We start from the raw sequence: 24,585 nt of genomic DNA, 5'->3' as shown, positions 1-24,585 counted from the left end.
TTTGCTGAAGCTGTCAGGCGCTCCCCGAAAACTAACTTATGTGAAGAGAGCGTCGTGATCCGTGTTGCCCAGGTCGCACCGAACATTTTTCCCGTTCCCCCAAACCATCACGGCGGCACCGAGCGGGTTGTGCACGATTTGAGCACGGCGCTGCGAAGCTTGGGCGTGGAAGTAACACTGTTCGCATCCTCGGACAGTGCGACAGACTTACCGCGCGTCGGCGATTACCCGAGTCTTGCGGCTCTCGAGCAGCGCCACGGCCGGGTCGCGCCGGGGGTTCCGGCGGCCCTCGACGCGCTGCAGCTGGAGGCGCTGCGGTTGCGGCTGCCCGCGTTCGACATCGTCCATGGCCACGGCGAGTTCGCGCATGCGGCGCTGCTCGGCGCAGCCCGGCGGCGCAGCCTGACCACGGTGCATTGGCGGGTGGACGAGCTCGACCGCGCCCTGTTCTTCGCCGGCTTCCCCGACCTGCCGGTGGCGGCGATCTCGGCCGCGCAGGAAGCCGGCATCCCCGCGGCCAACCGGGCCGGGATCGTGCATCACGGCATCGCCCGGGACCGCTACGCCTTCCGGGCCGAGCCGGAGGCGCATCTCGCCTTCGTCGGGCGCATGACCGACCAGAAGCGCCCGGACACCGCGATCCGCGTCGCCCGGGCGGCCGGGATGCCGATCCGGCTGGGCGGCACCATCGATGCCGGCAACCCGGACTATTTCGACCGGCAGGTGCGCCCGCTGCTCGGGCCCGACGCGACCTATCTCGGGCCGGTCGACGACAGCCAGAAGGGTTCGCTCCTGGGTAGTGCCCGGGCGCTGCTGTTCCCGATCGACTGGCCCGAACCGTTCGGGCTGGTGATGATCGAGGCGATGGCCTGCGGCACCCCGGTCATCGCCTGGAACCGCGGCTCGGTCCCGGAAATCGTCGAGGACGGCGTGACCGGTTTCGTCGTCGCGTCCGAAGCCGAGGCGGTGACGGCGTTGCGAAGAGTCGCGGAGCTGGACCGGGCGTCCATTCGAAGGCGCTTCGAAGAGCGCTTCACCGCCGAGCGCATGGCGCGCGAATACCTGGCCATCTACCACCGCCTCCTCGCCGCCTGATGCGCACCGCCCTCCTGGCCTGGGACTACCCGCCGTCACCCAGCGGGCTCTCCACCGCGGCCCGCGAGATCGCCGAGAGCCTGGCCGAAGCGGGGGCGGACGTGACGGTGTTCACCCTGGACCGGACCGGCCGGGAGTGGGTCGGCGGCGTCACCGTGGTCGGCCTCGCCCTGCCGCCGGAGGGCGGGCTGGCGCGGCTGCGCCGGTGGGGAACGGCCGGCCATCTCGCGGCGCCCCTGGCCTTCCGCAGGGCGGTCCTGACCGAGCACGCCCGGGCGGCGTTCGACGTGGTCGAGGCGACGAACTGGTACGCCCCGGCGGTGCTGCTCGCCGGACGCCGGACCCTGCCGCTGGTGACCCGCAGCTCGACCCCCGCCGCCTTCACCCGCGACGGCACGCCCGGCCTGCGCGACCGCCTCGACGGCGCCGCCGCCGATCGCCTGGAGCGCCGGCCGCACAGGGGCAGCGCCGCGCTGATCGCCAATACGGAGGCGCATGCGGCGGTGATCGCCCGCGCCTACGGTCTGCCGGGACACCAGCCGGAGGCGGTGATCGGCCTCAGCCTGCCGCCGGCGATCGCCGCCGCCGCCCGGGCAGCCCCTTATCCGGACGCGGACGGGCCGGTGCGCCTGCTGTTCGTCGGCCGGGCCGAGGCCCGAAAGGGGTTCGACGCCCTGCTCGACGCGGCGGCGATCCTGGCCGGGGAGCAGGCGCGGGGCACCCTGCCGCCGTTCCGGCTCGATCTCGTCGGGGTACCGCCGGGCGACCTGCCGGCGGACCTGTCCGAGGCCGCCCGCAGCCGCATCCGGGCCCGCGGCCGGATCGACGCGCAGGGCCTGGCCGAGGCCTATACGGGCGCGCACATCGTGCTGGCGCCGTCGCGCTACGAGAGCTTCGGCCTCGTCTACCAAGAGGCCCTCGCCTATGGCCGGCCGGTGGTGGCCTGCGCCGAGGATGCGAGCGCCCGGGCCTTCGTGGGCGTCCCGGGGGCGGGGCCGCTGGCGCAGGCGGCCACCGGTCCAGCGCTCGCCGAGGCCCTGCGCCCGCTCCTGCGCGATCCCGTCCTGCGCTCGGCCTACCGAGCCCGCGCCCTGGAGGCGGCCGGCCGGTTCGACCGGGCGAGCCTGGCGCGCGAGACCCTCGACCTCTACCGCCGGGCGATCGCTCAGGCGCGGTAGGGCTGCAGCAGCGCGTCCCGCTCCTCGGGCCGCCCGCGCCCCGGATCCAGCGCCTCATAGCGTTGCGAGCGCGCCCGGACATGGATTCCGGTGAGCGCGTGGTCGATCGCCCCGTGGAGCGCGATGAAGCTCTGTGGCCAGCCGCTGGGCAGCACCGGCCGCTCGTGCACCAGGCCGGCATAGCGGACGGCCGTGCGGTTCAGCCGGTACTGCACGTCCGGGTAGACATCCGACAGGATGCCGTCGACGCGGTTGCGCCGGGGAAGCCCGACCGAGACGACGTCGCCGGCCTCGGCGAGCGCCGCCAGCGCGGGGAGACGCGCGCCGGTCGCGGGATCGACAGCCTCGTCGGCGTCGAGCTGCAGCATCCAGGGCGCCCGGGCGAGGTCCTGAAGGGCGTTGCGCTGGAGGGCAAAATCATCGTTCAGCGGCCGCGCCGCCACCTGTACCGCGCCGGGGGCGAAACCCGGAACCGCCACGGCCCGGGCCGGGGCAGCTGGCGCGTCGAGCAGGATCGTGACATCCGTGGCCCAGGCTGCCTGCGCCGGCAGGGCCGCCAGCACGGAGTCCCGTTCCGCCGAGCGGCAGATCACGCCGAGCGAGACCAGGCGCTGTTCCGCGCTGTCGAGATCGTACAGGGCACCTTCCGCGGCGCGCAGGCTGTGGGGCTGCAGCAGGGCGGCGCGGTCCTCCGGGCCGAGAGGGCGGATGCCGCGGCCGAGGCGAGTCGCGGCGGTGCGCAGGGTGTAGAGGTCGAGGCCGTAGCCCGCCTCCGGGTCGGGGACGAAGACCGGCGCAGCCAAGCGCCCGGCGAGATCCCACCAGCATCGTTCCGGGTCCGCATCCGGCTCGATCAGGACCCCGCAGGAGCCGCAGGCGGTCGGGAACACCCGCCGACGCCCATCCGGGAAGTCGAGCGACCGGGCGCTCGGGGCCAGCATGGCGGCCGCGCAGACGAAGCACCGGCGCGGACCGGTCACCGCCGGTTCCGGTTTGTCGCGGCGCCCTGGTGGCATGAAGCCGATGCCATACCTTGGCTGTTCCTCACGCCCCCGCCGCCCATGTCCATCGCTATCGATCCCTTGAGCGCGGCACGCGCAGACCCGCGCGCCTCCCTCGCCATCGTCGGTAACGCGCCCGGGATCCGCCCGGCAGCACGCGCCATCGACGCGGCCACGCATGTGGTGCGCTTCAACAACGCTCCCGGCTTCGGCGGGCCCACCGGCTCACGGGTCACGCATCTCGCCCTGGTCAATCGCGGCGGCCAGATGCGCGAATGGCTGGCCGACCCCGGGTTCCTCGACCGCCCGGTGGTCCGGCAGGCCGAGGCCTTCATCCTGCCGTTCCCGATGCTGCCCGCGGAGGCGAACGCGCCCGAGCCGATCTGCTGGACCCGCGAGGCTTTGGCGCTGCTGCGCCCCCTCGGCAAGCCGGTCCATATCCTGCCCGAAACCCTGCACGAAACCGCGCAGCGCCGGCTCGCACCCCATACGGAAGCACGCCCCAACCCGAGCACCGGCTTCCTGGTCAGCCTCGCGCTCCTGCTCGACCGCCCCGCGGGCTCCGGCCCGGTCGACGTTTACGGCTTCGGCTTCGCTGGCTGGCCCGGCCACCCCTGGGCAGCCGAACGGGCCTGGTTCGCCGAGGCCTCAGCGGCCGGGCGCCTGCGCCTCCACCCACCCGTTACGACGGACGCGCCATGACCACGCTGATCACCGTCCTGAAGAGCGGCGGCCGCTACGACGCGACCTGGGTCGCGCGCCTGGCCCGGGGCGTGCGCCGCCACGCGCCGGCCTTCGACCGGATCCTGTGCCTGACCGACCTGCCGCTGGCCGTGGACGGGGTCGAGCGGGTGCCGCTGCGGCACGGCTGGCCGGCCTGGTGGGCCAAGATGGAGGCGTTCCGCCCGGGGCTGGCGGAGAGCACGACCCTGCTGTGCGATCTCGACACCGTCTTCACCGACCCGGCCGACGCCCTGGCCGAGCCCGGCCTCGCCGCCATGGAGGATTATTTCCACGGGGGCCGGCTCTCCAGCGCCCTCCTGCGGTGGCACGGGGAGGAACTCGCCGACCTCTACGCGAGATTCGCGGCGAATCCAGACCACTGGATGACGCCCGGTTCCTGCGGCCCCGTGCCGAACGCGGTGCACGGCGATCAGGTCGTCATCGACCATCTCCTCCGCCGGAACGGTCAGTCTCCAGACTTCATCCAACGGATCCATCCGGGCCTGCTCGACTTCTATGATCCCCGGCGCGACGCCCATGGGCCGGTGGTCATCTTCATCGGTACCGCGAAACCGGATACGGCCGCCGGATCCGTCCACGCCGCATGGACCGATAGCTGAGTGCTGCGCCAAGGCGGTCCGCACGGCCAGGCCATCGTTCGGTGCTTCAGCCGCCGGTTTGCCCTGTTCGGGGCGGACAGGGGCCAGATCACGACGGACCCCGCCGCCGGGGGGCCGCGTCGTCTTCCCCGATGACCCGGCCTCAGGATGCCGGCTCGAAGTGGCAAGGCGATCCGAGACCAGCGGCGCCGCGGCCGCGGTCGGGAGAGCCTCGTCCACGGCCGGCCACGCTTCGATCAGAAGCGGCGGTGCCAGCCCGCGTGCCGGAACTCGCCCCACCGGTGCCCACCCCCATGCCACGCGAAGTGGCGATGCCAAGCGAAACGGCGATGCCAGCTGTAATGCCAGCGGTAGCCGCCCCACCGATGGTAGCCGAACCGGCGGTAGGCGGGGCCGTAGACGTAGGGGCGATAGGCGTAAGGCCGGACGTTCGGCCGGCACCAGCCGTAGAAGTTGCGGTGGAAGCCGGGGCCGCACCCGTCCCGGGCCTCCGCCGCCGGGGCGGCGAGCTGCACACCGGATACGAGGGCGAGGGACATGACGAACTTGCGGATCATGACGCGCTCCATGGGTGCCCGGCACGCGGCCGGACGCGTCGGGTTTCAGGAATGACGGGTTCAGTTCGGCCAGCAGCGACGGCCATAGGGGCCGATGTGGAAGCCGGCCGGGCATGAGCGGCCGCGCACGTAGCCACCCCATTGCCCCCCGGTTCGGCAGCCACCGTAGGGACCGCGGTGGCCGTAGGGGCCACAGCCGCCGTAGACCTGGATGATCTGCGCACCGTCGGACCCGGTGGACATCGCGTCCTGGACCAGCGGCAGGGCCGAGGCGGGCACGGCGAAGGCGGCCAGCAGCACGGCGGGGGCGAGGACCTTCAACATCGACGGACTCCTTCTGCTCGATGGGACCGGGATCGGCGCGATGCCGTCCCGTCCCGTGTCCCGGCAGCGGTCAAGCCGCGTCGGGTTGAGCGAAGGTTCGCGCCCGCGTTGTACCCGGATGTGACGGGTTCGCGCCGGAGCGTAACGTTATGTAACCGCCGCTTGCGCGGTGTTGCCGGCGGTCAGGCCAGGGCCGGCAGCGTCACGACGAGCCGCGCGCCGCCGGACATAGCGGTCTCGGCCACGATGGTGCCGCCATGCGCCTCCGCGATCTGCCGGGCGATGGCGAGCCCCAGCCCGGTCCCGCCGGTCCGGCGGTTCCGGGACCGCTCGACACGATAGTACGGGCTGAACACCACGGATCGCTCGGCCGCCGGAATGCCCGGTCCGTCGTCTTCGACCACGACCTGGCAGGCCGATCCCGACCGCGTCACCGCGACGGCGACAGAGGAGTGTCCGAACTTGACGGCGTTGCCGATGAGGTTGGCGACCACCCGGCGCAGGGCGACGGCGTCGCCGGCCACGGTCGCGTCCGGCACCTCCTCGCCCGTCAGGCTGATGTGGGCCCCCTGAGCGGCATGCTCGGCGACCTCGACCGCCACGATGTCGGCGAGGTCCACGGGCGAGCGCCCGACCTCGGCTGCGGTGCCGCGGGCGAAGCCCAGCGCGGTCTCGATCAGCGCCGTCATCGTGTCGAGATCCTCGACGAGCCGCGCCCGGCGCTCGGGCTCGGCGATGCCCTCGGCCCGCAGGCGCATGCGCGTCAGGTACGTCTTGAGGTCGTGCGAGATCGCGCCGATCAGCATCGAGCGTTCGCCCATGAGGCCGACGATGCGCTCCTGCATCGCCTGCACGGCTTGGGCGAGGCGCCGGATCTCGGGGGCGCCTTGCGGGGCGAGGGCAGGCTCCGCCGCGCGGCCGTCGAACCGGGAGACCGCTTCGGTCAGGCGAGGGAGCGGCGCGAGTTCGTGCCGGGCGCCAACGGTGACGAGGCCGGCGACCGCCACGCCGAGCACGGCCACCCACAGGCTGAGCGGCTGCCCGAGCAGCCACGGCATGAGTGAGTGGTGCCCCTTGATGGCCGAGATGACCAGCGTCCGCCCGTCCGGCAAGCGGTAGGTGGCCTCGGCCAGGCCGCCGATGGACCGGTGCCAGGTACCGGTCCCGGCATCGGCCGGCCCCTTGCCCCGGTAAAGCATGTCGGATTCGGTGAAGGCCCGGATGCCGTCGGTGGAATCCCCGGTGAGACGGTGCAAGCGCGCCTCGAGGACCGGCTCGCGGATCAACGCTGTCGCGTCGGGCGGCGCGTCCAAAATCTCGGCTTTCAGCGCCTCGCCGCTCACGGCGCGCAAGATGGCCGGCCGCTGCGCCGGGTCCGCGTCTTTCAGCAGGGCCATGATGCCCGCCGCCTGGTCGAGGCGGGGGAACCGCGATCCGTAGGGCCAGTGTTCCTGGCTGCGCTGCCAACGGTCGATGCCGAAAGTCGCGACGACGAGGAGCGAGAGTGCCCCCAGCAGGACCAGCATGATCCGCCCGAGAAGGCCGACGCGCCCCATCACGGCGCCCCGGACTTCACTGGCGCCGCCAGAATGTAGCCGGCGTTGCGAACGGTCTTGATCAGGCCGGCGACGGTGCTGCCCGCAGCATCGAGCCTGTGCCGCAGGCGGCTCACCTGAACGTCCATGGTGCGGTCGAAGGCGTCCGCGGTGCGGCCGCGGGTCCAATCGAGGAGTTGGTCGCGCGAGAGCACCCGTTGCGGCCGGGTGACGAAGCAATGCAGCAGGTCGTACTCGGCGCTGGTGAGCGGGATCTCGGCGGCCGGGCCGCCGGTGGTCACCCTGCGGGCGGCGAGATCGACGACGAGATCGGCGAGGCTCAGCCGTTCGGACACGGCCTCAGGGGTTGCGGCGCCGGCGCCGCCGGCCCTGCGCAGGACGGCGCGGATGCGGGCCAGCAGCACGCGGGGGCTGAACGGCTTCGACACGTAGTCGTCGGCGCCCATCTCCAGGCCGAGCACCCGGTCGATGTCCTCGTCCTTGGCGGTGAGCATGACGACGGGCGGGCCGTTCGCCGCGCGCAGACGGCGGCAGATCGAGAGGCCGTCCTCTCCCGGCAGCATCCAGTCGAGGACGATCAGATCCGGCGCGGGACCCGCCGTCAGCAATTGGTCGAGGCCGGCGCCGCCGGAAAGACCGATCACGCGAAAGCCCTCGCCGTCCAGGTAACCGGCGAGCTGGGTGCGGATGTCGTCGTCGTCCTCGACGATGGCGATGGTCGTGCCGTCGGTCATGCCGCGAGGATAGACCGACGCGACGGCGCGGCAACGCGAAAACGACCGCTGTCACAAAACGTTACAAGCTGCCGGCATCGCGCCACATCCGGGAATTGGGCCGACCCGATGGTTCCGCACATCACAGCGGGGTCCCGATGGGCCGTGAGGAAGACGGGCAAAGACGCTGGGTGGAATCCGATCTCGGTCCCCGTTCTGGCCCGGTGTAACCACGCTTCCCGGACAACGTCCGGTCTGGCTCCGGCAAAGGCATGGATCTCAGCCTGCGCAGATGAGATCGACGCGGATCGGATCGGGATCCTCTGCCCCTCCGGAGACGGATCCGACGCCGCGCTGTCGCAACCGCCGACACGGACCGCATCGGCATCGTTGCCGTGTCAGGGGAGTGCTGCCGTCGTGGCTGCCGGGTCGACCGGAGGATGGGCAGATCCAGACTTTGATCAGGTCGCCTGCTCGAGCTTCTCGCGCAGAGCGCTGGGTAACGCGGCGAGCCACTGCTCCTCCTCGCCTGGTTCCGGCAGCACATGGCCGAATTCGAGGACACCGAGGGCCGGGATGTCCGAGATGTAGACCCAGACGTCCTGGTCCGAGATGCCGAGGATCCCGCTGGTCTCCGCCATGATGCGCCGGAGCATCGCGGCCTTTTGCTCCCGGGTCCGGCCCGCCCGGATATCGGCACGCACCCAGACGTGGTCGGGAGAGGCCGGCTCGCCGCCGATGAAGATCGAGCCGGGCTCGACCTTATGGAAGAGGACCTGCACGAAGTAACGCGGAGCGTTCGCCTCGACCGCATGGATGGCCGTGATGCTCGCGACGATCGCGGCGCGCTGACCGGCCGTGAGGTCCCTCGCAGTCGAGAGGGCATAGGTCGGCATGGGCGTTCTCCCGATCGCTGATGCTCGGCGTGCCGCCCGGTCCGCCGGACGACTCCTCGCCGGCCAGCCGCCATCACGCAGTCCGCCGACCGGTGGGACCAAGGCCGTGACGCCCCGCTCCGTTCCGTGCCGGGCTGGCGCCGACACGGAGCGACCGTCCTAGAGGCTCGGGCGCAGTCCCCGAACCGGGCTCAACGCCTCCAGCAGCGCGGCGACGTGCAGGATCGTCGATTCGGCCTGCCAGCTGCCGACGACCTGGACGTTAATCGGCAGGCCCTCGCCGCTCGTCCCGAACCGCATCGACAGGCCGGGCAGGCCGGTGACGTTCAGCGGCACGGTCGCGCCCTGGAGGAAAGTGGCGTCGGTGGTCTGACCATTGATGACGAATTCGGTGACGCCGTGCTTGTGGGCCGGGATCGGCAGGACCGGGGTGATCAGCGCGTCGTAGCGCCGAAAGTAGTCAGCGTAGCCGTCCCGCAGCCGCTCCGCCGTCTGCACGACCTCCACCGGCGAGACCTGGCGGGTGCGGATCAGTTCGGCGAGCCGTGTCGCATCCGAGAAGACGATGCCGGTTGTCATGGCTCGGTGTCCTTCGCGATGAGGCACGGGGGCAGGAAGCTCCGCTGGATTCGGAGCTTCTGTCGGACCGGGGGCGCACTGATCCGGGGCCGGTCTCCGCCCGCACGGATGCGCGGTCGGAGGTGTTCAGGGACGGCCGAGGCTGTCGTCAGCCGTTCGCGAGACGTTCGAGAAGACGTTCGGCGGCGGGCCCGGACGAGGCCGGGTTCTGGCCGGTGATCAGCAGGCCGTCGGCCACCACGTACGGCACCCAGTCTTCGGCTTTGGAGAACCGTCCGCCATTCCGCCGGAGTTCGTCCTCAACCAAGAAGGGAACCACCTGAGTGAGGCCGACGGCCTCCTCCTCGGTGTTCGTGAACCCGGTCACCGATTTGTCCTGCACGAGCGGCGTCCCGCTGGGGGCCTTCGCATGGCGAAGGACGCCGGGAGCATGGCACACGAGCGCGACGGGCTTGCCGGCTCCCAGCGTCGTCTCGATCAGCGTGATCGAGACCGGGTCCTCGGCGAGGTCCCAGAGCGGACCGTGCCCGCCCGGATAGAACACGGCGTCGAACACCCCGTGGGTGACGGCCTCGAGCCGGGTCGTGTTCGCCAGCGCCGACAGGGCGTCCGCATCCGCTTCGAACCGGCGCGTCGCGTCAGTCTGTGAAGCCGGCTCGCTGCTCTTCGGGTCCAGCGGGGGGCGGCCCCCCTTGGGCGAGGCGAGCACGATCTCCGCGCCTGCATCCTTGAACACGTAGTAGGGCGCGGCGAGTTCCTCCAGCCAGAAGCCGGTCTTGCGGCCCGTGTCGCCGAGCTGATCGTGGGACGTCAGCACCATCAGGATCTTCATTGTCGTTCTCCGTGTTCGTCGGGGTGGAAGGGTGGGATTTCGGGGGCAGACCGGTCAGGCCGCGCCGCGCTGATTTCGGATAGCGTTGCGGACGCTGACGCGGTGTCAGCGTGCCTGAGACGGGCGCTCTGCGCGCTGCTCCCGCGCAGCCGCCGTCTCCATGCACCGGCGTTCCGGGCTCGCGCGGCGGATCGCGTCGGCTTTGGCCATGCGGACGGCGCCGATGGTCTCCAGGGTGATCCTCTCCTGCGCCGCAGCCATGGGGATCGCGATCCTGAACGGCGTCGTGCTCACGAGCTACATCCGCAAGCTGGAGCGCGCCGGCCTCGACCCGCGGGAGGCAGCGACCCGGGCAGCCGAGATGCGGCCGCAGCCAGCGATGATGACGGCGCTGGGCTTCCTGCCGATGGCGCTCTCGGCCAGCGCCGGCCCCGAGGTCCAGCGCCCTCCGGCCACCGTGGTGATCGGCGGCCTGATCTCGGCGACCCTGCTCACCCTCGTGATCCTGCCCGCGATCGACCCATTCGTGTCGCGGCCCCGCCTGCCTTTCGGCGGCAATGGGGCTGACGCCGCTCCCGGCCGGATACCGGGCCGATCCGCTGCCCGGACACGGGAGGGCCAGGACGTGTGAGCGCAGCCGCAATGAACACGCCCTCCCCTCGAGTGCGCTCGGGATCCGCCGGCACGGCCGATCGCGAGCGCGGAAAGCAGAGGTTCCTCCGCGGCGCAGTCCATGGGCACGGCTTCAGCCGCTGGACCGGCGGCATCGTGGTTCTCCGGCAGGCTGCGAGCGCCTCGCCTTCAGCCGGACACCACCTGTCAGCACGCGGCGCTAATACGTGGCGAACAGACGCGCGACTGCCTTGGGCTCGGACGTCACGGTCAACGCCAGGGCGAGCAGGATCCGGGCCTTCTGTGGGTTCAGGTTGTCGGCGCTGAGGATGCCGCGGTCGCGCAGGCGTGTGGTCAGCGGTACCACACCGCTTCCGGCCCGGGTCGACATCACCACCAGGATGCCGGCGGCGGCCGCCTCCTCGAGAGCGTCGGCCTCGGCCGGCGGGGTCATGCCCGGGGCAAGCCCGGCCGAGACCAGGCCGCGGGCGCCGGCCGCTCGGAACGCCCGCACGGCGGTACCGTCGGCATCGGCATAGCCGTAGGACACGTCTCTGCGGGGGAGGGCGGGCAGCGTCCGGATGTCGAACGGGGTACCGGGCGCATGGGCACGCTCGGAGCGGCGGTAGTACCGGACGTAATCACCGTCGACTTGGCCGAGCACGCCGAAATCCGGGGTGCGGAAGGTCTGCAGCCGCGCGACTGAGGTCTTGGTGACCTCGCGGGCTGCCTGGATCTCATCGTTGAGCACCACGAGTACGCCCCGGCCGCGGGACGCCGGCGCAGCGGCGGTGCGGATCGCCGCAACCAAATTGAGCTTGGCGTCTGTGGACAGGGCGCTCATCGGCCGCTGCGAGCCGACCAGCACCACCGGCAGGTCGACCGTCAGGGTGAGGCTGAGCGCGTAGGCGGTCTCCTCCAGGGTGGCGGTGCCGTGCCCGATGACGATGCCGGCGAGGTCCGGATGCGCGGCGGCGGTCTGCGCGCACAGCAGCACGAGGTCGCGCCACTCGGCGAACCCGATTGCCGGGCTCGGGACCGCCCGGAACGGCACCGGGATCACATCGGCGACCGCGGCGAGTTCCGGGACCGCGTCCAGGATGCCACCGGCTTCCAGGCGCCGGTCGGTGGCGGTGTAGTCGAGGATGTCGAGGGCGTCGCGCCCGAGGGACGAGATCGTCCCGCCCGTGCCGATGAACGCGACCTTGGGCAATCCCGCCCCGTATCCTGCCGCCATGCCGTGCCTCCTGGCTGCCCGGCCGCCCGCCGGCCCCGCCAGGGTCGTGATGCCGCCTCGCACGGCCGCGGTCGACCCCGTGCGTGCGCAGGCGGGCGATGCGCCGGGCGACGGGACCCTCGTCAGGATGCGCGATTCGGCGCGATCTTGGTCCGAACGGGATCGCGCCGGGCCGTCAGACGCCGGCGGCGACCCGCAGCGGGGCTGCCATTTCCGGTGAGCGGCCCACGGGCTCGGCGTTGCCATAGAGGCCCCGATGCTTCGGATTCGGGCTGAGCCGGTCGGTCAGGCCGATCACCGTCTCGGCCGCCCCAAGCAGGAGCGCGCCATCCGGCGCCAGCTGGGCCGCGAGCCGCGCCAGCACGTCCGACTTGGTCGGCGCGTCGAAGTAGATCAGCACGTTGCGGCAGTAAATCACGTCGAACTGGCCGAGCGATGTGAAGCTGTGCAGCAGGTTGAGCTGGCGGTAATCCACCATGGAGCGCAGGCTCTGTGCGATCTGCCACTGCTCGCCGACCTGGGTGAAATACTTGATCAGCCACTGCACCGGCAGGCCGCGCTGCACCTCGAAGTGGCTGTAGAGGCCGAGTCTGGCCTTCTCGATCACCTCGGTGGACAGGTCGGTGGCCACGATCTCGACCTGCCAGCCGGCAAGCCGGGGCCCGGCCTCCTGGAGCAGCATGGCCAGCGAATAGGGCTCCTGGCCGGTGGAGGCCGCGGCGCACCAGATCCGAAGCCGGCGCTTGCTGGCGTTGCGCACCAGCGCCTCGGGCAGGATCGTGTCGCGGAACAGGTCGAACGGGATGCGGTCGCGAAAGAAGAAGGTCTCGTTCGTGGTCATCGCCTCGACCACGGCGCGCTCGATCGCCCCGTCCTGACCAAGCTTGAGCGCACCGATCAGGTCGCTGAGGGCGGCGATCCCGAAGCGCCGGCAGACCGGGGTCAGCCGGCTCTCGACGAGGTAGCGCTTCTCAGCGGTCAGCGCGAGGCCGGAGCGCTGCTTGAGGAAGGTGCGCAGGTATTCAAACTCGAACTCGGTCATGACGGCTGGCCCGTGATCAGGGCGCGCAGCGCCGTCGCGAGTTCGGGGAGCGGCAGCACGGCCTCGGCAAGGCCGGCCCGGGCGACGCTGCCGGGCATGCCCCAGACGGTGCTGGTCGCCTCGTCCTGGGCGAGGACCGGGCCGCCCGCATCGGTGAGCGCGCGGGCGCCGTTGGTGCCGTCCGAGCCCATCCCGGTGAGGATCACCGTCGCAGTGGCAGCGCCGAAGACCACGGCCGCATCCTTGAACAGCACGTCGACCGCGGGGCGGCAGAAATTCACCGGCGGCCCGTCGGTGAGCCGGATCATAGGACCGTTGGGTCCCGCCACGAGCCCCATATGGCGGCCGCCCGGCGCCACGTAGATCCGGCCCGCCTCCAGACGTTCGTCGGCCTTGCCCTCCGCGGCGCGCAGCCCCGTGCGGGTGGACAGGTGCTCGGCGAACACGGCCGTGAAGATCGGCGGCATGTGCTGCACGATCAGAACCGGCACCCGGCGCAGGGCAGCGGCGCCGATCCCCTCCAGCATCTCGCCCACCGCGCGCGGTCCGCCGGTCGAGGAGCCGATCAGCAGGGCGCGGGGCTGGGTGCGGTTGCGGACCTTGGGCCGGAGGGTGAAGGGTGTGGCCGGGCGCGGCATCGGCGCGGCGGGGGCCAGCGCGGGTGCCGCATGGGCCGGAGCCTGTGCGGTCCCGGCGGACGGACGCCGCGCCCGGGCGCGGGCGGCCCCGAACACACGGACCCGCTCGATCAGCTCGACCCGGAACGTCTCCGAGGTGGTGACGCCACGGTTGCTCTCGGGCTTGGCGATGTAATCCACCGCCCCGAGGGCGAGGCATTTCAGCGAGATGTCGGCGTTCCGCGTGGTCAGCGTCGACATCATCACGACTTGAAGATTCGGGCTCATCGCCAGCATGCGCGGCAGCGCCGTCGTGCCGTCGAGTTCCGGCATCTCGATGTCGAGCAGCACGACATCCGGGTCGTGCTTGGCCATCATCTCCAGGGCGATCCGGCCGTTGGAGGCGGTGCCGGCGAGCTCGAACCCGGCTTCGGCGATCCAGCGGGCGACGAGCCCGCGCACCACGGCGGAATCGTCGGCGATCAGCACCCGGATCGGAGCGGCGGATGTCGTGGATTGCGCAGGCGGACTGCGAAGCGGGACGACCGCGGGGCTCAGGGCCATAATGAATGCCTCAGGTACTGGGTCGCGGTTGAAGTCGGCGTCGGTTCAGGCGGCGTCGGCGACCAGTCCGACCTGTTCGAGCTTGGCCGCCAGGATGTCGCGGTCGAAGGGCTTCATGATGTACTCGTCCGCCCCCGCCCGGAGGGCCCGGGCGATCGCGCCGACGTCGTTCTCGGTGGTGCAGAACAGAACCTTGGGAGCCGCCCCCCCTTCGCTCCGGCGCAGGGCCTGGAGGAAGGTGTAGCCGTCCATGTTCGGCATGTTCCAATCGAGCAGGATCGCGTCGGGCATGTTCGCCGCGCACGCTTCGAGGGCGGCGGTGCCGTCCTCAGCCTCGTTCACATTCATGCCCAGGGCCTCGATGATCCGTCGCGCGACCTTCCGGATCACCGCGGAATCATCGACCACCAGGCAGGTCGTCTCGTGTGGCGCTTTCATACCCCCTCCTCACGCCGCCTTCGCGCCGGCGGCGCTGAAGCCGAGGAGCGCATCCACGTCGAGGATCACCAGCAGGCGGCCGTCGAGGCGGTGGACGCAGGTGGCGAGGTTGCGCCAGCGCGGATCCAGATTGATCGGCACCGCCTCGCGGCTGTCGGCTCCGAGCTTCAGAACCTCGCCGACGCCGTCGACCACGAGCGCGAAGGTCTCGCCGCCCTGCTCCAGACCGATCGCCATCTTGGGGCTGGCCTTGTCGCCCTGCGGCTCGGCGTCGGGCAAACCGAGGCGCCGGCGCAGGCACAGCGCCGTGACCACGCGCCCGCGCAGGTTCAGCAGGCCGACGATCTCGTTGGGCGCCAGGGGCACTGGCGTCACCCCGGAGGGGACGAACACGTCGTGGACCCGCTCGATCGCCAGGCCGAACAGGGTGTCGCCCACATAGACGGTGACATAATCGTCGGTGGGGCCGGTCTCGGCGCCGTTGGCATTGGCAGCCTGCATCAGAACTCTCCGGATTCGATCGTCGTAGGGCGGGCGGCGCCGGGATCAGGCGGCTTGCGAAACGGTGGTGGCGCTGATCTCGGCCAAGGCCGCGATCAGCCCGCTGCGGTCGAACTTTGCCACGAGGTCGCTGATCGCCAGCGACCTCGCCCGCTCCACCGCCTCCGCACCGACTGTCCCCGTGAGGCCGATCACCGGCAGGCCGGCGAGACGCGGCTCGCCCCCCCGCATGGCGGCGACCAGATCGAAGCCGCTGCGGCCCGGCATCTCCAAATCGGTGACCACGACCTCGATGCGCGGATCCGATTGCAGGAGCGTCAGCGCGGCATCGGCGCTCGCCGCGGTGAGGACCTGATAGCCCGCGGCCTTGAGCACCGGGCTCAGCATGTCGCGGAAGAAGGCCGAGTCGTCGACGAGCAGCAGCGTCGAGACCTGCTCCGACTTCTTCGGGCCGCGCGCCCAGTCGTCGTAGGCGAGCGGCAGGAAGTGGGCGATGTTGATGATGTCGGTGGCGCGACCGCGCAGCACTGCCGAGCCGATCAGGTCGGAGCGGTCAGCCGCGATCTCGATATCGAGGCGCTCCTCGACGATGTCGACGATCTCGTCGACCACGAGGCCCATCGCCCGCTCGCCGTCGGAGAACACAACCAGCGCCTGCGTCCCCTCGGAGCTGATCGTGATCGCCGGATCGGCCGGGACCAGCGGCATCAGCCGGCCGCGGTACTGGATCAGCGGGCGGCCGCCCAGCCACTCGACCTTGTCGCACTCGATCTCCTCGAGGCGGGTCACCAGCGAGAGCGGAACGGCCTTGAAGCTGCCGTGGCCACCCTTGAACACCAGCAGCGTGGTCTTGGTATCGCCTATCTCGGACGCCTCGGCCTCCGCGTCGACATCGGCATGGCCGCTGCTGCCCTGGACGCCCTGGGCGACCTGCCGGGCCACGCCGTTGGGGTCGACGATCAGCACCACGGCGCCGTCGCCGAGGATCGTATTGCCGGCAAACATGGGGATGTGTCGAAGCTTGGCCGACATCGGCTTCACGACGATCTCTTCCGTGTGGAAGACCTCGTCGACCAGGATGCCGAAGCGCTCACGCCCAACCTGGGCAACCACCACGAAGCCCGCCTGCTCGGTCTCCGCACCCTGGCCGTCCGATTGCCCGAGCAGGCCGGTGAGGGAGACGATCGGCAGCAGCCGCTCACGCAGGCGCAGCACCGGCGAACCGTTGATGCGCTCGACCCGCTGCGCCCCGGCATCGACCCGCACGAGTTCGAGCACGGCCACCTGAGGCAGAGCGAAACGATGCTCGCCAGCGCGCACGATCAGGGCGGCGACGATGGCCAGCGTCAGCGGGATCTTGATCGTGAAGGTGGTGCCGCGGCCCGCTGTGGTGGCGATGTCGATGATGCCGCCGATGGTCTCGATGTTCGTCTTGACCACGTCCATGCCGACGCCGCGGCCCGACACCGACGTGACCGCCGCCGCGGTCGAGAACCCCGCATCGAAGATGAACTTCGCGACCTGCGCGTCGGTCATCCGCTCGACGTCGGCCTGGGACGTCAGCCCACGCTCCACCGCCTTCTTGCGGATCGCCGCGAGATCGAGGCCCTTGCCGTCGTCGGCGATCTCGATCGTGATCGTGCCGCCCTCATGGTAGGCGGCGAGCCGGATCGTGCCGCGGGCCGGCTTACCCGCCGCCACGCGCCCGGCGGTCGATTCGAGGCCGTGGTCGGCCGAGTTGCGGACCATGTGGGTCAGCGGGTCCTTGATCACCTCGAGGACCTGCCGGTCGAGCTCGGTCTCCGCGCCGACCATCACGAGGTCGATCTGCTTGCCGAGTTCGGCCGAGAGGTCACGCACCACGCGCGGCAGCTTCTGCCAGGCGCTGCCGATCGGCTGCATGCGCGTCTTCATGACGCCCTCCTGCAGCTCGGCCGTGACGTGGGAGAGGCGCTGCAGCGGAACCTTGTAGCTCGAATCCTCGTGCCGGCGGGCGATCTCGAGGAGCTGGTTGCGGGTCAGCACCAGCTCCGAGACCATGGTCATCAGGTGCTCGAGCGTATCCACGTTCACGCGGATCGTCTGAATCTTGCCGGCCGCCGTAGTCTCGGTGGCGACCACGGCCTCGGTGTCGCCCGCCGGCTCGGCCCTGCTCGCATCGACATCGGCCGGCTCGGGCTTGGGCGCCGCAGCCTTGGGAGCGGCCGGCTTGGGGGCCTCGACCTTCGGCACCTCGGCTTTCGGTGCTTCGACGGGGGGCGGAACCGGCGCGGAAACGTCCGCCTCGCCCGGGCCCGGGGCCGCCAGGAAGGCAGCCTCCAGCTCGTCGAGGGTGACTTCGCCCGGCTTCAGCTCACGGGAGACCGGCTCCGGCAAGACCGGCTCGGGCGCGGGGGCCGGCGCGGCCTCGGGCTCCGGCGCGGCGGACGCCATGCGCTCCAACTCCGAGATCAGGTCATCGTCGGAGCCCGCCGGCTCGGTGCCGGTGGCCTCCAGGTCGGCCAGGATCGCCTTGAGACGGTCCAGGGTCGAGAGAATCACCGTGACCGATTCGGAGGTGGCCGGCAGGCCGTCCCGGAAGCGACCCATCAAGGTCTCGGCGGCATGCGCCAAGGCTTCGAGGCGCGGAAGACCGAGAAAACCGCACGTTCCTTTGATCGTGTGGACGAGGCGAAAGATATTCCGAAGTATCGTCTGGTTATTCGGATCCTGCTCGAACCGAACCAGTTCAGCATCGACCGTGTCGAGGTGCTCCCCGCTCTCGGTCAGGAACTCACGAAGCAGGTCGTCCATAGGCGATACTCGTTACACGAAGAGGCTCTCGCGCAACGTACTTACTCACGCGGGGTTAGGGAAGCGTTTCGATCCCTTCCCCACCCCGTGGTTTTCCAGTTTTTTAGGCCAGCGCTGTGTCGGAAGCTTCGTCACCGGCCTCCGCGGGCGCCGCGATCACTGTCGGTGAGGCCGTGATCGTCACTTCATCACCTTCGATGGCGAATCGCACATCCATCGTGGCGGCCCGCGCCACGAGGCCGGCATAGAACGGGAGGATGCCGTGGGCGTCGACGGTGCCGCTCTCGGGGCTGCCGGCCATCAACTCCTCGACATGGGGCGGGATGCGGGCATGCGAGCCCTTGGCCTTGAGCACGAGGGTCGGGGCCTCGCCGTCGCCCGAGACGGTGACGTCGATCAGCCCGCCCCGGGGGATCGCCGAGGTGGCGATCATCACGAGGTTCAGCAGCAGCTTGACCTTGTTCTTAGGAAACAGCGCCTGCGGCGCGCTCCAGGCGAGCTTGGTCTTCTCGTCGCTGAACATGCCCTTGGCTACGCCCTCGGCGTCGGCGAGGTCGATCGAGGCGCCCGCGGATCCCGCCGCCCCGAAGGCGATCCGGGCGAATTTCAGCCGCGCCGAGGCCTGCCGGGCGCTCTTGCCGATCAGTTCGAGGGCAAAAACCCGCATCGATTCGTCATCGTCGTCCTCCAGCACCTCCAGCCCGTTCACGATCGCGCCGACGGGGCTGATCACGTCGTGGCAGACGCGGGAGCAGAGCAGGGCGGCGAGGTCGAGGCCGACGAGCGGCAGGCTGGGGGCGTTCGGGGAGGACATGGTGCGCTCCGGGCGGGCGGATCTGGGGGGCGAACACTCTGCGGGCCGGCTCGTCGCTTCGGAGCCGCCGATCCTTGGCCGCCCGATCAGCGGTCGAGTCCCCGCGAAACATGCCGCGCGGCCCGCCGGTCGGGCCGGGGGCGATGGACCGGTCCGCACGGATAAACGCCACGGCCGGCTTTGAAAAGCGTTACCGGCCGGCACCGGTGCGGGCCGCCCTCGGATCGGGTACGATACCGGCCAACATGCGCGCGTCGCAACGAGGACCGCGAGCCGTCCCGGCGCCCGAGGGCATCGCGGACGGCTCCAGCCAGGGAGGGATCGGCGTGCCACGCGAGACCGCCAGCCGCATCAAGGCCCCTAGCGCGTCGAGCCATTTTGACATGGCTCGACGGGTGATCATGCGGACACGGCGGCTCCATGCAGCCTGAACCCACCCTGCTGGCGCGCCTGCGCCCCGGCCTGCACCTCGCCGACCCGAACGCGGCGCACGCTCGGCTCGCCGAGATCGAGCCGGCCTTCCCGCCCGGCTTCCTCACCCCGGCCTGCCGCACCCTGCTGCTCGGGCTCGCCGACCATTCGCCCTTCCTCTGGCAGGCAGTCACCCGTTCGCCGGAGCGCCTCGTCGCCCTGATGGGGCAGCCGCCGGACGCTGCCAGCCGGGCAATCATCGCCCGGCAGGGCGCGGTCGGCGGCGCCTGCGGCGACAATCCCGACCAGGCCGAGGTCGGCCGCCGTCTCCGCCGGAACCGGGAGGAGCACGCCCTCTTGGTTGCGCTCGCCGATCTGGGCGGCTGCTGGGATCTCGACGCGGTCGTCCAGGCCTTGTCCGATTTTGCCGATGCGTCGGTGAGCGCGGCTACCGACGCCCTGCTCCGGCAGGGGATGGCGGCCGGACGGTTCCGGCCGCAGGACCCGGAGGCGCCGCAGGTCGGCTCCGGGCTCGTGATCCTGGCGCTCGGCAAGCATGGCGGGGCCGAGCTGAACTATTCCAGCGACATCGACCTGGTCGTCTTCTACGAGGCCGAGCGCGCAGCCGCGACCACCGGCGGTGATCCGAAGGCTGTGTTCGTCAAGCTCGCGCAGGGCTTGGTGAAGCTTCTCTCCGAGCGCACCGCGGACGGCTACGTCCATCGCCTCGACTACCGGCTGCGGCCGGATCCAGGCTCTACGGCGGTGGCACTCTCCACAGGCTTCGCCTTCGAGTACTACCAGACGCTGGGCCAGAACTGGGAGCGCGCCGCCTTCATCAAAGCCCGGCCGATCGCCGGCGACATCCCGGCCGGAGCGGCCTTTCTGGCCGATCTCGCACCGTTCATCTGGCGCCGGCACTTCGACTTTGCGGCCATCGCCGAGATCCACGCGATGAAGCGCCAGATCCATATGGTCCGTGGGCACGACACGATCACGGTGGCCGGTCACGACATCAAGATCGGCCGCGGCGGCATCCGGGAGATCGAGTTCTTCGTCCAGACCCAACAACTCGTCTTCGGCGGCCGCAAGCCCGCCTTGCGCGGGCGCCGGACCGTCGGGATGTTGGGCCGCCTCGTCGAAGAGGGCTGGATCGACGGACAAGCGCGCGACGAGCTCACGGAGGCCTATGGCTTCCTGCGCACCCTCGAGCACCGGATCCAGATGATCCGCGACGAGCAGACCCAGCGCCTGCCGACCGGCGACGCGGCGCTCGACGCCCTGGCGCGGTTCGCGGGGTTCGCCACGCGGGCCGATTTCGAGGCGGCGCTGCTCTACCACGCCGGCCGGGTCCAGGCCCATTACGCCCTCCTGTTCGAGACGACGCCCGGAGACGGCACCCCGGAGGACGCCCTCGTCTTCGGCGCGAGCGAGCCCGACCCCGTTACCCTGGAGAGCCTGGCGGCTTTCGGGTTTCGCGATCCCCGGCTCGCCTGGGAAACTGTGCAGGGCTGGCATGTCGGCCGCCGGCCGGCGCTCCAGGCTGGCCGGGCGCGGGAAATCCTGACCGAGTTGCTGCCGAGCCTGCTGCGGGCGCTCGGCGGCACCAACGACCCGGACGCGGCTTTGCTCACCCTCGACCGGGCCTTCGCCCGGATGCCGGCGGTGGCGGAACTCCTGGCGATCCTGCGCTCGCACGCGCGCCTGCGCCTGCTGTTCGCCGACATCCTGGGGACCTCGCCCCATCTCGCCGACACGGTCAGCCTCAGCCCCCACGTCCTCGACACCGTGCTCGATCCGGATTTCGTGGCGCCGATGCCGGCGCCCGAGCAGGTGCGAGAGCAGTACCGAGCGCTGGTCGGGCAGCCGGCGAGCCACGAGGAGGTTCTGGACCGGTGCCGGGACGCCACCCGCCAGATGGTGTTCGTCACCGGCGCGCGGCTTCTCTCCGGACTGATCACGCCTTGTCAGGCCGGGGAGGCCTATTCGGCGATCGCCGAGGCCACGGTCGCGCTGAACCTCGAGGCGGAGGCGCGCCGGTTCGCCCAGGACCACGGCGCCGTGCCCAAGGGCCGATGCTGCGTCCTGGCGCTCGGCCGGCTCGGATCCCAGCAGCTCAGCGCGGTCTCCGACCTCGATCTGGTGTTCCTGTACGACTTCGATCCGGACAACCGGATGAGCGACGGCCCGCGCCCGCTCGACGCGGTGGTGGCCTATAACCGCCTGGCACAGCGCCTCTACGCGGCGCTCACCACCGCCCCCCGCCGCGGCCGGCTCTACGCAGTCGACCTGCGCCTGCGGCCCTACGGCAGCCACAGCCCGCCCGCGGTGCAGCTCAACAGCTTCGTGACCTATCAGCGCGAGGCGGCCGAGCCCTGGGAGCACATGGCCCTGACCCGGGCCCGGGTGGTGGCGGGCGATCCCGCGCTCGCCGCTGCCGTCATGGCGGTGATCGCCGAGACGATCGCACAGCCGCGCGATCCAGCCCGGGTCTGCGCCGCGGCCGGAGAGATGCGCGGGCTCGTCGCGGCCGAGCGCGGACATGCCGGTCCCTACGACCTCAAGCTCGCCCCCGGCGGCCTGTTCGACCTCGATTTCCTGGCTCAGTCCATTGTGCTGAGCCACCCCGAGGTCCAGGCCGACGGATTCGGCCTCGCCGGCGAGGCGGTTCTGCGCCGGGCCGGCGAGCACGGCCTGTTGCCCGCCGCCATGGCCGAGCCCCTGGCCGAGACCTATGGCTTCCTCGACGCGGTCTACCAGTGGCAGCGGCTGGTGATGGCCGATCCCGGTGCGGTCCCCTCACACAGTGCGGCCCGGCAAATCGCCAAAGCTGTGGGCCTGCCGGATGCCCGCAGCCTCGCGGCGGAGCTGCATCGCCACCGGCGCCGGACCTGCGCGCTGCTGGCGCGGATCAAGCGGACGGTGATCGGGGTGCCGGGATCGTGACAGATGTCGGATCGTGACGGAAACACACAGCTTCAGGCACTTCGCGCCCGTTTCTTTCTGGAGCGCTTTCCCACGCGAGGACCACGCAACGGAACCGTTCCCCAGCCGAAACCGTCGACAAGCTCAACCCGCTCGGGCATTCAAGCGGGTGCGGGAGGCGACATGACGGGCGCGGCGATGTTTTCGGGGCCTGAGCGCGAGCGGATCGCCGCGGTGCTCGCCGAGATCGCCTGCGACGCCGGAGAGGTGCTGCGGCGCTATCATCGCAGCCCCTGCCCCCACGCCCTCAAGCCGGACGGCTCGCCGTCGAGCGCCGCCGATGTCGAGGCCGAAGCGCTGATCGTCGCCGCCCTCGCGGCGCGCTTTCCCGGGATCGCCGTCATCGCCGAGGAGGGCACCGCGGCCGACGACCTCGCGTTGCGGCCGGCCCAGAAGTTCTTCCTGGTCGATCCCCTGGACGGCACCCGCGACTTCCTGGCCGGAACGCCGGACTATTCGGTCAACATCGCCCTGGTGGCGGGAGACCGGCCGGTGGCGGCCGCCCTCGTCGCCCCCGGCCTCGGCCGGGTCTGGTGGGCGGGGCAGGCCAGCGTCGAGGCTCCCATACTCGAGGGTCGCCCAGGCATGGGCCGGCCGGTGCATGCGCGCCCAGCGCCGCGGTGCGGCCTCGTGGCGCTGGGGAGCCGACGCCACGGCGACCCCGAGACCGCCACCTGCCTTGCCGCCCTGCCCGTGTCGGAGACCCGCCAATCCGGGTCCGCGCTCAAGTTCGGGCTGATCGCCTCCGGGGAGGCGGATGTCTACATCCGCTGCGGGCCGACCATGGAATGGGATACGGCCGCCGGCGACCACATCCTGACGGCGGCCGGCGGCTGCGTGGTGGTCCCGGGCGGCGGTCCGATCCTGTATGGCCGCTACCGGGCGAGCTACCGCAACGGCCCGTTCGCGGCCCTCGGCGACCCGGATCTGGCCGCCGGCGTCGCCCTCCCCGCCCCCGGCGGAAAAGGCCGGTCGCCGGAGATCCGTCTCAGCGCGGCGCATCCCTGATCGGCACGTCCAGCAGGTCCTGTAGGCCAGGCCAGGCGGCTTCCGCCTGCCGGGCCAGGTCGGGGTCTGCCAGGAACCGGGCGCGCCGCTCCCCGTCCCGGAACAGGTAAAGACGCTCGCCGATCACCGCGAAGACCAAGGGGTCGGCATCGACCAAGCGCCCGTCCAGGATGCCGGCGGCGTCGAAGCCGCCGAGCCGCGGGGTGTAGACCTCGGGGTTGTCTCGGAAGGCAGCCCGGTCGGCGCCGCTGGCGAAGCGCCAGACCCGGCCGCCCCAGGTCAGCTCGAACCGCGCGGAGCCGGCCAGCGGTCCCTCTTTCACGAAGTAGCTGACCGGATCGAATCCCTCGAGCGCCAGCAGCTCGATCATCGCCACCGACGGCTCGGCCGTCGCTGGCACGCAGGCCGTGATCAGGATCGCAACGAGGACCCGTAGCGGCGCGATCCGGCGCAGGCCGAAGATCCCGACACGGATCGAACCCGGAGCGGGGGCGGCGTCAGAGCGCGTTAACCACATCTTGCGGTTTTCCTCCGAAGCTGGTCCGACGTATCGGTCCGCGCCGTCCCGGAGAGCGGGCCCGTCGTGAGGCCGATCCCGATCGGGGTGCGGCCGAGACCGACCCGTGGGTGCGGCGGCCTAGATCCGCCACACCAACCGTTACAGCATCGCCCTGAAAGGTGATCACCGCCTTTCGGAATGATGCGGAGTCGAAGACCGGCGGCATCGGCCCGGATCCGATGCTGCCGTCGAACCGCGCGAGGAGGCAACGATGACGGCACGAGACGAACGCGGCACCCATCGCCGCCATCTGCTCCGCGCGGGCCTCGGCTTGGCACTGGGCACGCCGCTGGCGGGCCTCGCCGGCCTCGGCACGGCGCTGGCGCGCGGCGAGGACCTCGACACACCCGAGACCTTCCGCCCCGGCGAGATCGTGGAATCCGGCCACCGGTTCTTCGGCTCGGTCTCCCGCGGCCTGGCGCTCACCGTCGAGGAGGCGGGGCGCCGCTGGGGTGAGCCGAACGGCTACATCCTCGGCCAGGAGGGCGGCGGCGCGGTGGTGGCCGGCGTCCGCTACGGCGAGGGTACGCTCTACACCCGCAATGCCGGGCAGAAGCACGTCTACTGGCAGGGGCCGTCCCTCGGCTTCGACATCGGCGGCGACGGCGCCCGCACCATGATGCTGGTCTACAACCTGCCGAACGTGCGCGACCTGTTCCGTCGCTTCGGCGGCGTCGACGGCTCGGCCTATCTGGTGGGCGGCTTCGGCATGACCGCGGTGGTGAGCGACCGCATCATCGTGGTGCCGATCCGCAGTGGCGTCGGCGCCCGGCTGGGCATCAACGTCGGCTATCTCAAATTCACCCGAGAGGCGACCTGGAACCCGTTCTGATTGATGAGCGTAGCTTGAGTTCGCCCCGGCAACCGACCTGGGTTAGACTGATCCTCGGCCGGGCCTTCCGGCTGCATGCGCGGGCTGCTCCCTCGTGA

The 24,585-nt window shown here is 71.1% G+C and carries 24 protein-coding genes; 8 read left to right on the top strand and 16 right to left on the bottom strand.

Going from position 1 to position 24,585, the window contains the following annotated elements; translation table 11 throughout:
• Positions 1–54 precede the first annotated feature (54 nt).
• Positions 55–1,095: a glycosyltransferase family 4 protein gene (locus AO398_RS07015; protein ID WP_058191298.1), complete on the top strand. Its 1,041-nt coding sequence runs from the start codon at positions 55–57 to the stop codon at positions 1,093–1,095.
• Complete coding sequence (locus AO398_RS07010) at positions 1,095–2,273, top strand: glycosyltransferase family 4 protein (protein ID WP_058191297.1); 1,179 nt, start codon at positions 1,095–1,097, stop codon at positions 2,271–2,273. The genes AO398_RS07015 and AO398_RS07010 overlap by 1 nt, the downstream gene beginning before the upstream one ends.
• On the opposite strand, the gene AO398_RS07005 is transcribed toward AO398_RS07010, so the two are convergent.
• A complete protein-coding gene (locus tag AO398_RS07005) occupies positions 2,261–3,289 on the bottom strand; it encodes a hypothetical protein (RefSeq protein WP_058191296.1) in 1,029 nt (342 codons plus the stop codon). The genes AO398_RS07010 and AO398_RS07005 overlap by 13 nt on opposite strands.
• 45 nt (positions 3,290–3,334) lie before the next feature.
• Between AO398_RS07005 and AO398_RS07000 the strand changes: the two genes are divergently transcribed.
• Both AO398_RS07000 and AO398_RS06995 read left to right on the top strand, forming a co-directional pair.
• Positions 3,335–3,976, top strand: a complete 642-nt coding sequence (locus AO398_RS07000) for a hypothetical protein (protein ID WP_058191295.1) — start codon at positions 3,335–3,337, stop codon at positions 3,974–3,976.
• Positions 3,973–4,617, top strand: a complete 645-nt coding sequence (locus tag AO398_RS06995; RefSeq protein WP_058191294.1) for a hypothetical protein — start codon at positions 3,973–3,975, stop codon at positions 4,615–4,617. The genes AO398_RS07000 and AO398_RS06995 overlap by 4 nt, the downstream gene beginning before the upstream one ends.
• A 236-nt stretch (positions 4,618–4,853) precedes the next feature.
• Here the strand turns inward: AO398_RS06995 and AO398_RS06990 are convergent, their stop codons facing one another.
• From AO398_RS06990 to AO398_RS06960, 7 genes are all read right to left on the bottom strand, one after another.
• Positions 4,854–5,174, bottom strand: coding sequence for a hypothetical protein (locus tag AO398_RS06990; protein WP_058191320.1), 321 nt, complete (start codon positions 5,172–5,174; stop codon positions 4,854–4,856).
• A 60-nt stretch (positions 5,175–5,234) separates the two neighbouring features.
• Positions 5,235–5,498, bottom strand: a complete 264-nt coding sequence (locus tag AO398_RS06985; protein WP_058191293.1) for a hypothetical protein — start codon at positions 5,496–5,498, stop codon at positions 5,235–5,237.
• Between the two features lie 182 nt (positions 5,499–5,680).
• Positions 5,681–7,054 (bottom strand): HAMP domain-containing sensor histidine kinase, encoded by a 1,374-nt coding sequence (locus tag AO398_RS06980; RefSeq protein WP_058191292.1) that lies wholly within the window; start codon positions 7,052–7,054, stop codon positions 5,681–5,683.
• Positions 7,054–7,788: a response regulator transcription factor gene (locus tag AO398_RS06975; protein WP_058191291.1), complete on the bottom strand. Its 735-nt coding sequence runs from the start codon at positions 7,786–7,788 to the stop codon at positions 7,054–7,056. The genes AO398_RS06980 and AO398_RS06975 overlap by 1 nt, the downstream gene beginning before the upstream one ends.
• Before the next feature lie 440 nt (positions 7,789–8,228).
• A complete protein-coding gene (locus AO398_RS06970) occupies positions 8,229–8,663 on the bottom strand; it encodes a tautomerase family protein (protein WP_058191290.1) in 435 nt (144 codons plus the stop codon).
• 159 nt (positions 8,664–8,822) lie between these two features.
• Positions 8,823–9,242, bottom strand: a complete 420-nt coding sequence (locus tag AO398_RS06965; protein WP_058191289.1) for an amidase family protein — start codon at positions 9,240–9,242, stop codon at positions 8,823–8,825.
• 148 nt (positions 9,243–9,390) lie between these two features.
• Positions 9,391–10,074, bottom strand: a complete 684-nt coding sequence (locus AO398_RS06960) for a type 1 glutamine amidotransferase domain-containing protein (RefSeq protein ID WP_058191288.1) — start codon at positions 10,072–10,074, stop codon at positions 9,391–9,393.
• 160 nt (positions 10,075–10,234) lie between these two features.
• Between AO398_RS06960 and AO398_RS06955 the strand changes: the two genes are divergently transcribed.
• Positions 10,235–10,705 (top strand): efflux RND transporter permease subunit, encoded by a 471-nt coding sequence (locus tag AO398_RS06955; RefSeq protein ID WP_280139117.1) that lies wholly within the window; start codon positions 10,235–10,237, stop codon positions 10,703–10,705.
• Between the two features lie 201 nt (positions 10,706–10,906).
• On the opposite strand, the gene AO398_RS06950 is transcribed toward AO398_RS06955, so the two are convergent.
• From AO398_RS06950 to AO398_RS06920, 7 genes are all read right to left on the bottom strand, one after another.
• Complete coding sequence (locus tag AO398_RS06950) at positions 10,907–11,923, bottom strand: asparaginase (RefSeq protein WP_058191286.1); 1,017 nt, start codon at positions 11,921–11,923, stop codon at positions 10,907–10,909.
• Between the two features lie 175 nt (positions 11,924–12,098).
• A complete protein-coding gene (locus AO398_RS06945) occupies positions 12,099–12,965 on the bottom strand; it encodes a protein-glutamate O-methyltransferase CheR (RefSeq protein ID WP_058191285.1) in 867 nt (288 codons plus the stop codon).
• Positions 12,962–14,146: a chemotaxis-specific protein-glutamate methyltransferase CheB gene (cheB, locus tag AO398_RS06940; protein WP_058191284.1), complete on the bottom strand. Its 1,185-nt coding sequence runs from the start codon at positions 14,144–14,146 to the stop codon at positions 12,962–12,964. Before cheB ends, AO398_RS06945 begins: the two co-directional genes overlap by 4 nt.
• 45 nt (positions 14,147–14,191) lie before the next feature.
• Entirely contained in the window at positions 14,192–14,584 is a 393-nt protein-coding gene (locus AO398_RS06935) for a response regulator (RefSeq protein WP_058191283.1), read from the bottom strand.
• 9 nt (positions 14,585–14,593) lie between these two features.
• Complete coding sequence (locus tag AO398_RS06930) at positions 14,594–15,085, bottom strand: chemotaxis protein CheW (protein ID WP_058191282.1); 492 nt, start codon at positions 15,083–15,085, stop codon at positions 14,594–14,596.
• Between the two features lie 45 nt (positions 15,086–15,130).
• On the bottom strand, positions 15,131–17,878 hold the full coding sequence (locus tag AO398_RS06925) for a hybrid sensor histidine kinase/response regulator (RefSeq protein WP_058191281.1): 2,748 nt from the start codon (positions 17,876–17,878) through the stop codon (positions 15,131–15,133).
• 103 nt (positions 17,879–17,981) lie between these two features.
• Entirely contained in the window at positions 17,982–18,692 is a 711-nt protein-coding gene (locus AO398_RS06920; RefSeq protein ID WP_058191280.1) for a histidine phosphotransferase family protein, read from the bottom strand.
• 420 nt (positions 18,693–19,112) lie between these two features.
• On the opposite strand from AO398_RS06920, the gene AO398_RS06915 reads away from it, so the two are divergent.
• Both AO398_RS06915 and AO398_RS06910 read left to right on the top strand, forming a co-directional pair.
• Entirely contained in the window at positions 19,113–22,049 is a 2,937-nt protein-coding gene (locus tag AO398_RS06915; protein ID WP_058191279.1) for a bifunctional [glutamine synthetase] adenylyltransferase/[glutamine synthetase]-adenylyl-L-tyrosine phosphorylase, read from the top strand.
• Between the two features lie 162 nt (positions 22,050–22,211).
• Positions 22,212–23,096, top strand: a complete 885-nt coding sequence (locus tag AO398_RS06910) for a 3'(2'),5'-bisphosphate nucleotidase CysQ (protein WP_058191278.1) — start codon at positions 22,212–22,214, stop codon at positions 23,094–23,096.
• Here AO398_RS06910 and AO398_RS06905 read toward each other — a convergent pair.
• Positions 23,077–23,613 (bottom strand): YHS domain-containing (seleno)protein, encoded by a 537-nt coding sequence (locus tag AO398_RS06905; protein WP_058191277.1) that lies wholly within the window; start codon positions 23,611–23,613, stop codon positions 23,077–23,079. The genes AO398_RS06910 and AO398_RS06905 overlap by 20 nt on opposite strands.
• Before the next feature lie 253 nt (positions 23,614–23,866).
• Here AO398_RS06905 and AO398_RS06900 point away from each other — a divergent pair, with 253 nt between their 5' ends.
• Positions 23,867–24,487: a DUF1134 domain-containing protein gene (locus AO398_RS06900; RefSeq protein WP_058191276.1), complete on the top strand. Its 621-nt coding sequence runs from the start codon at positions 23,867–23,869 to the stop codon at positions 24,485–24,487.
• Positions 24,488–24,585: the final 98 nt, after the last annotated feature.

The organism is Methylobacterium sp. GXS13 (genome assembly GCF_001455965.1).
In the GTDB taxonomy this organism is placed as follows: Bacteria; Pseudomonadota; Alphaproteobacteria; order Rhizobiales; family Beijerinckiaceae; genus Methylobacterium.
Note: the sequence above shows the minus strand (reverse complement) of the source record. Positions and strands in the feature narration are given on the sequence as shown.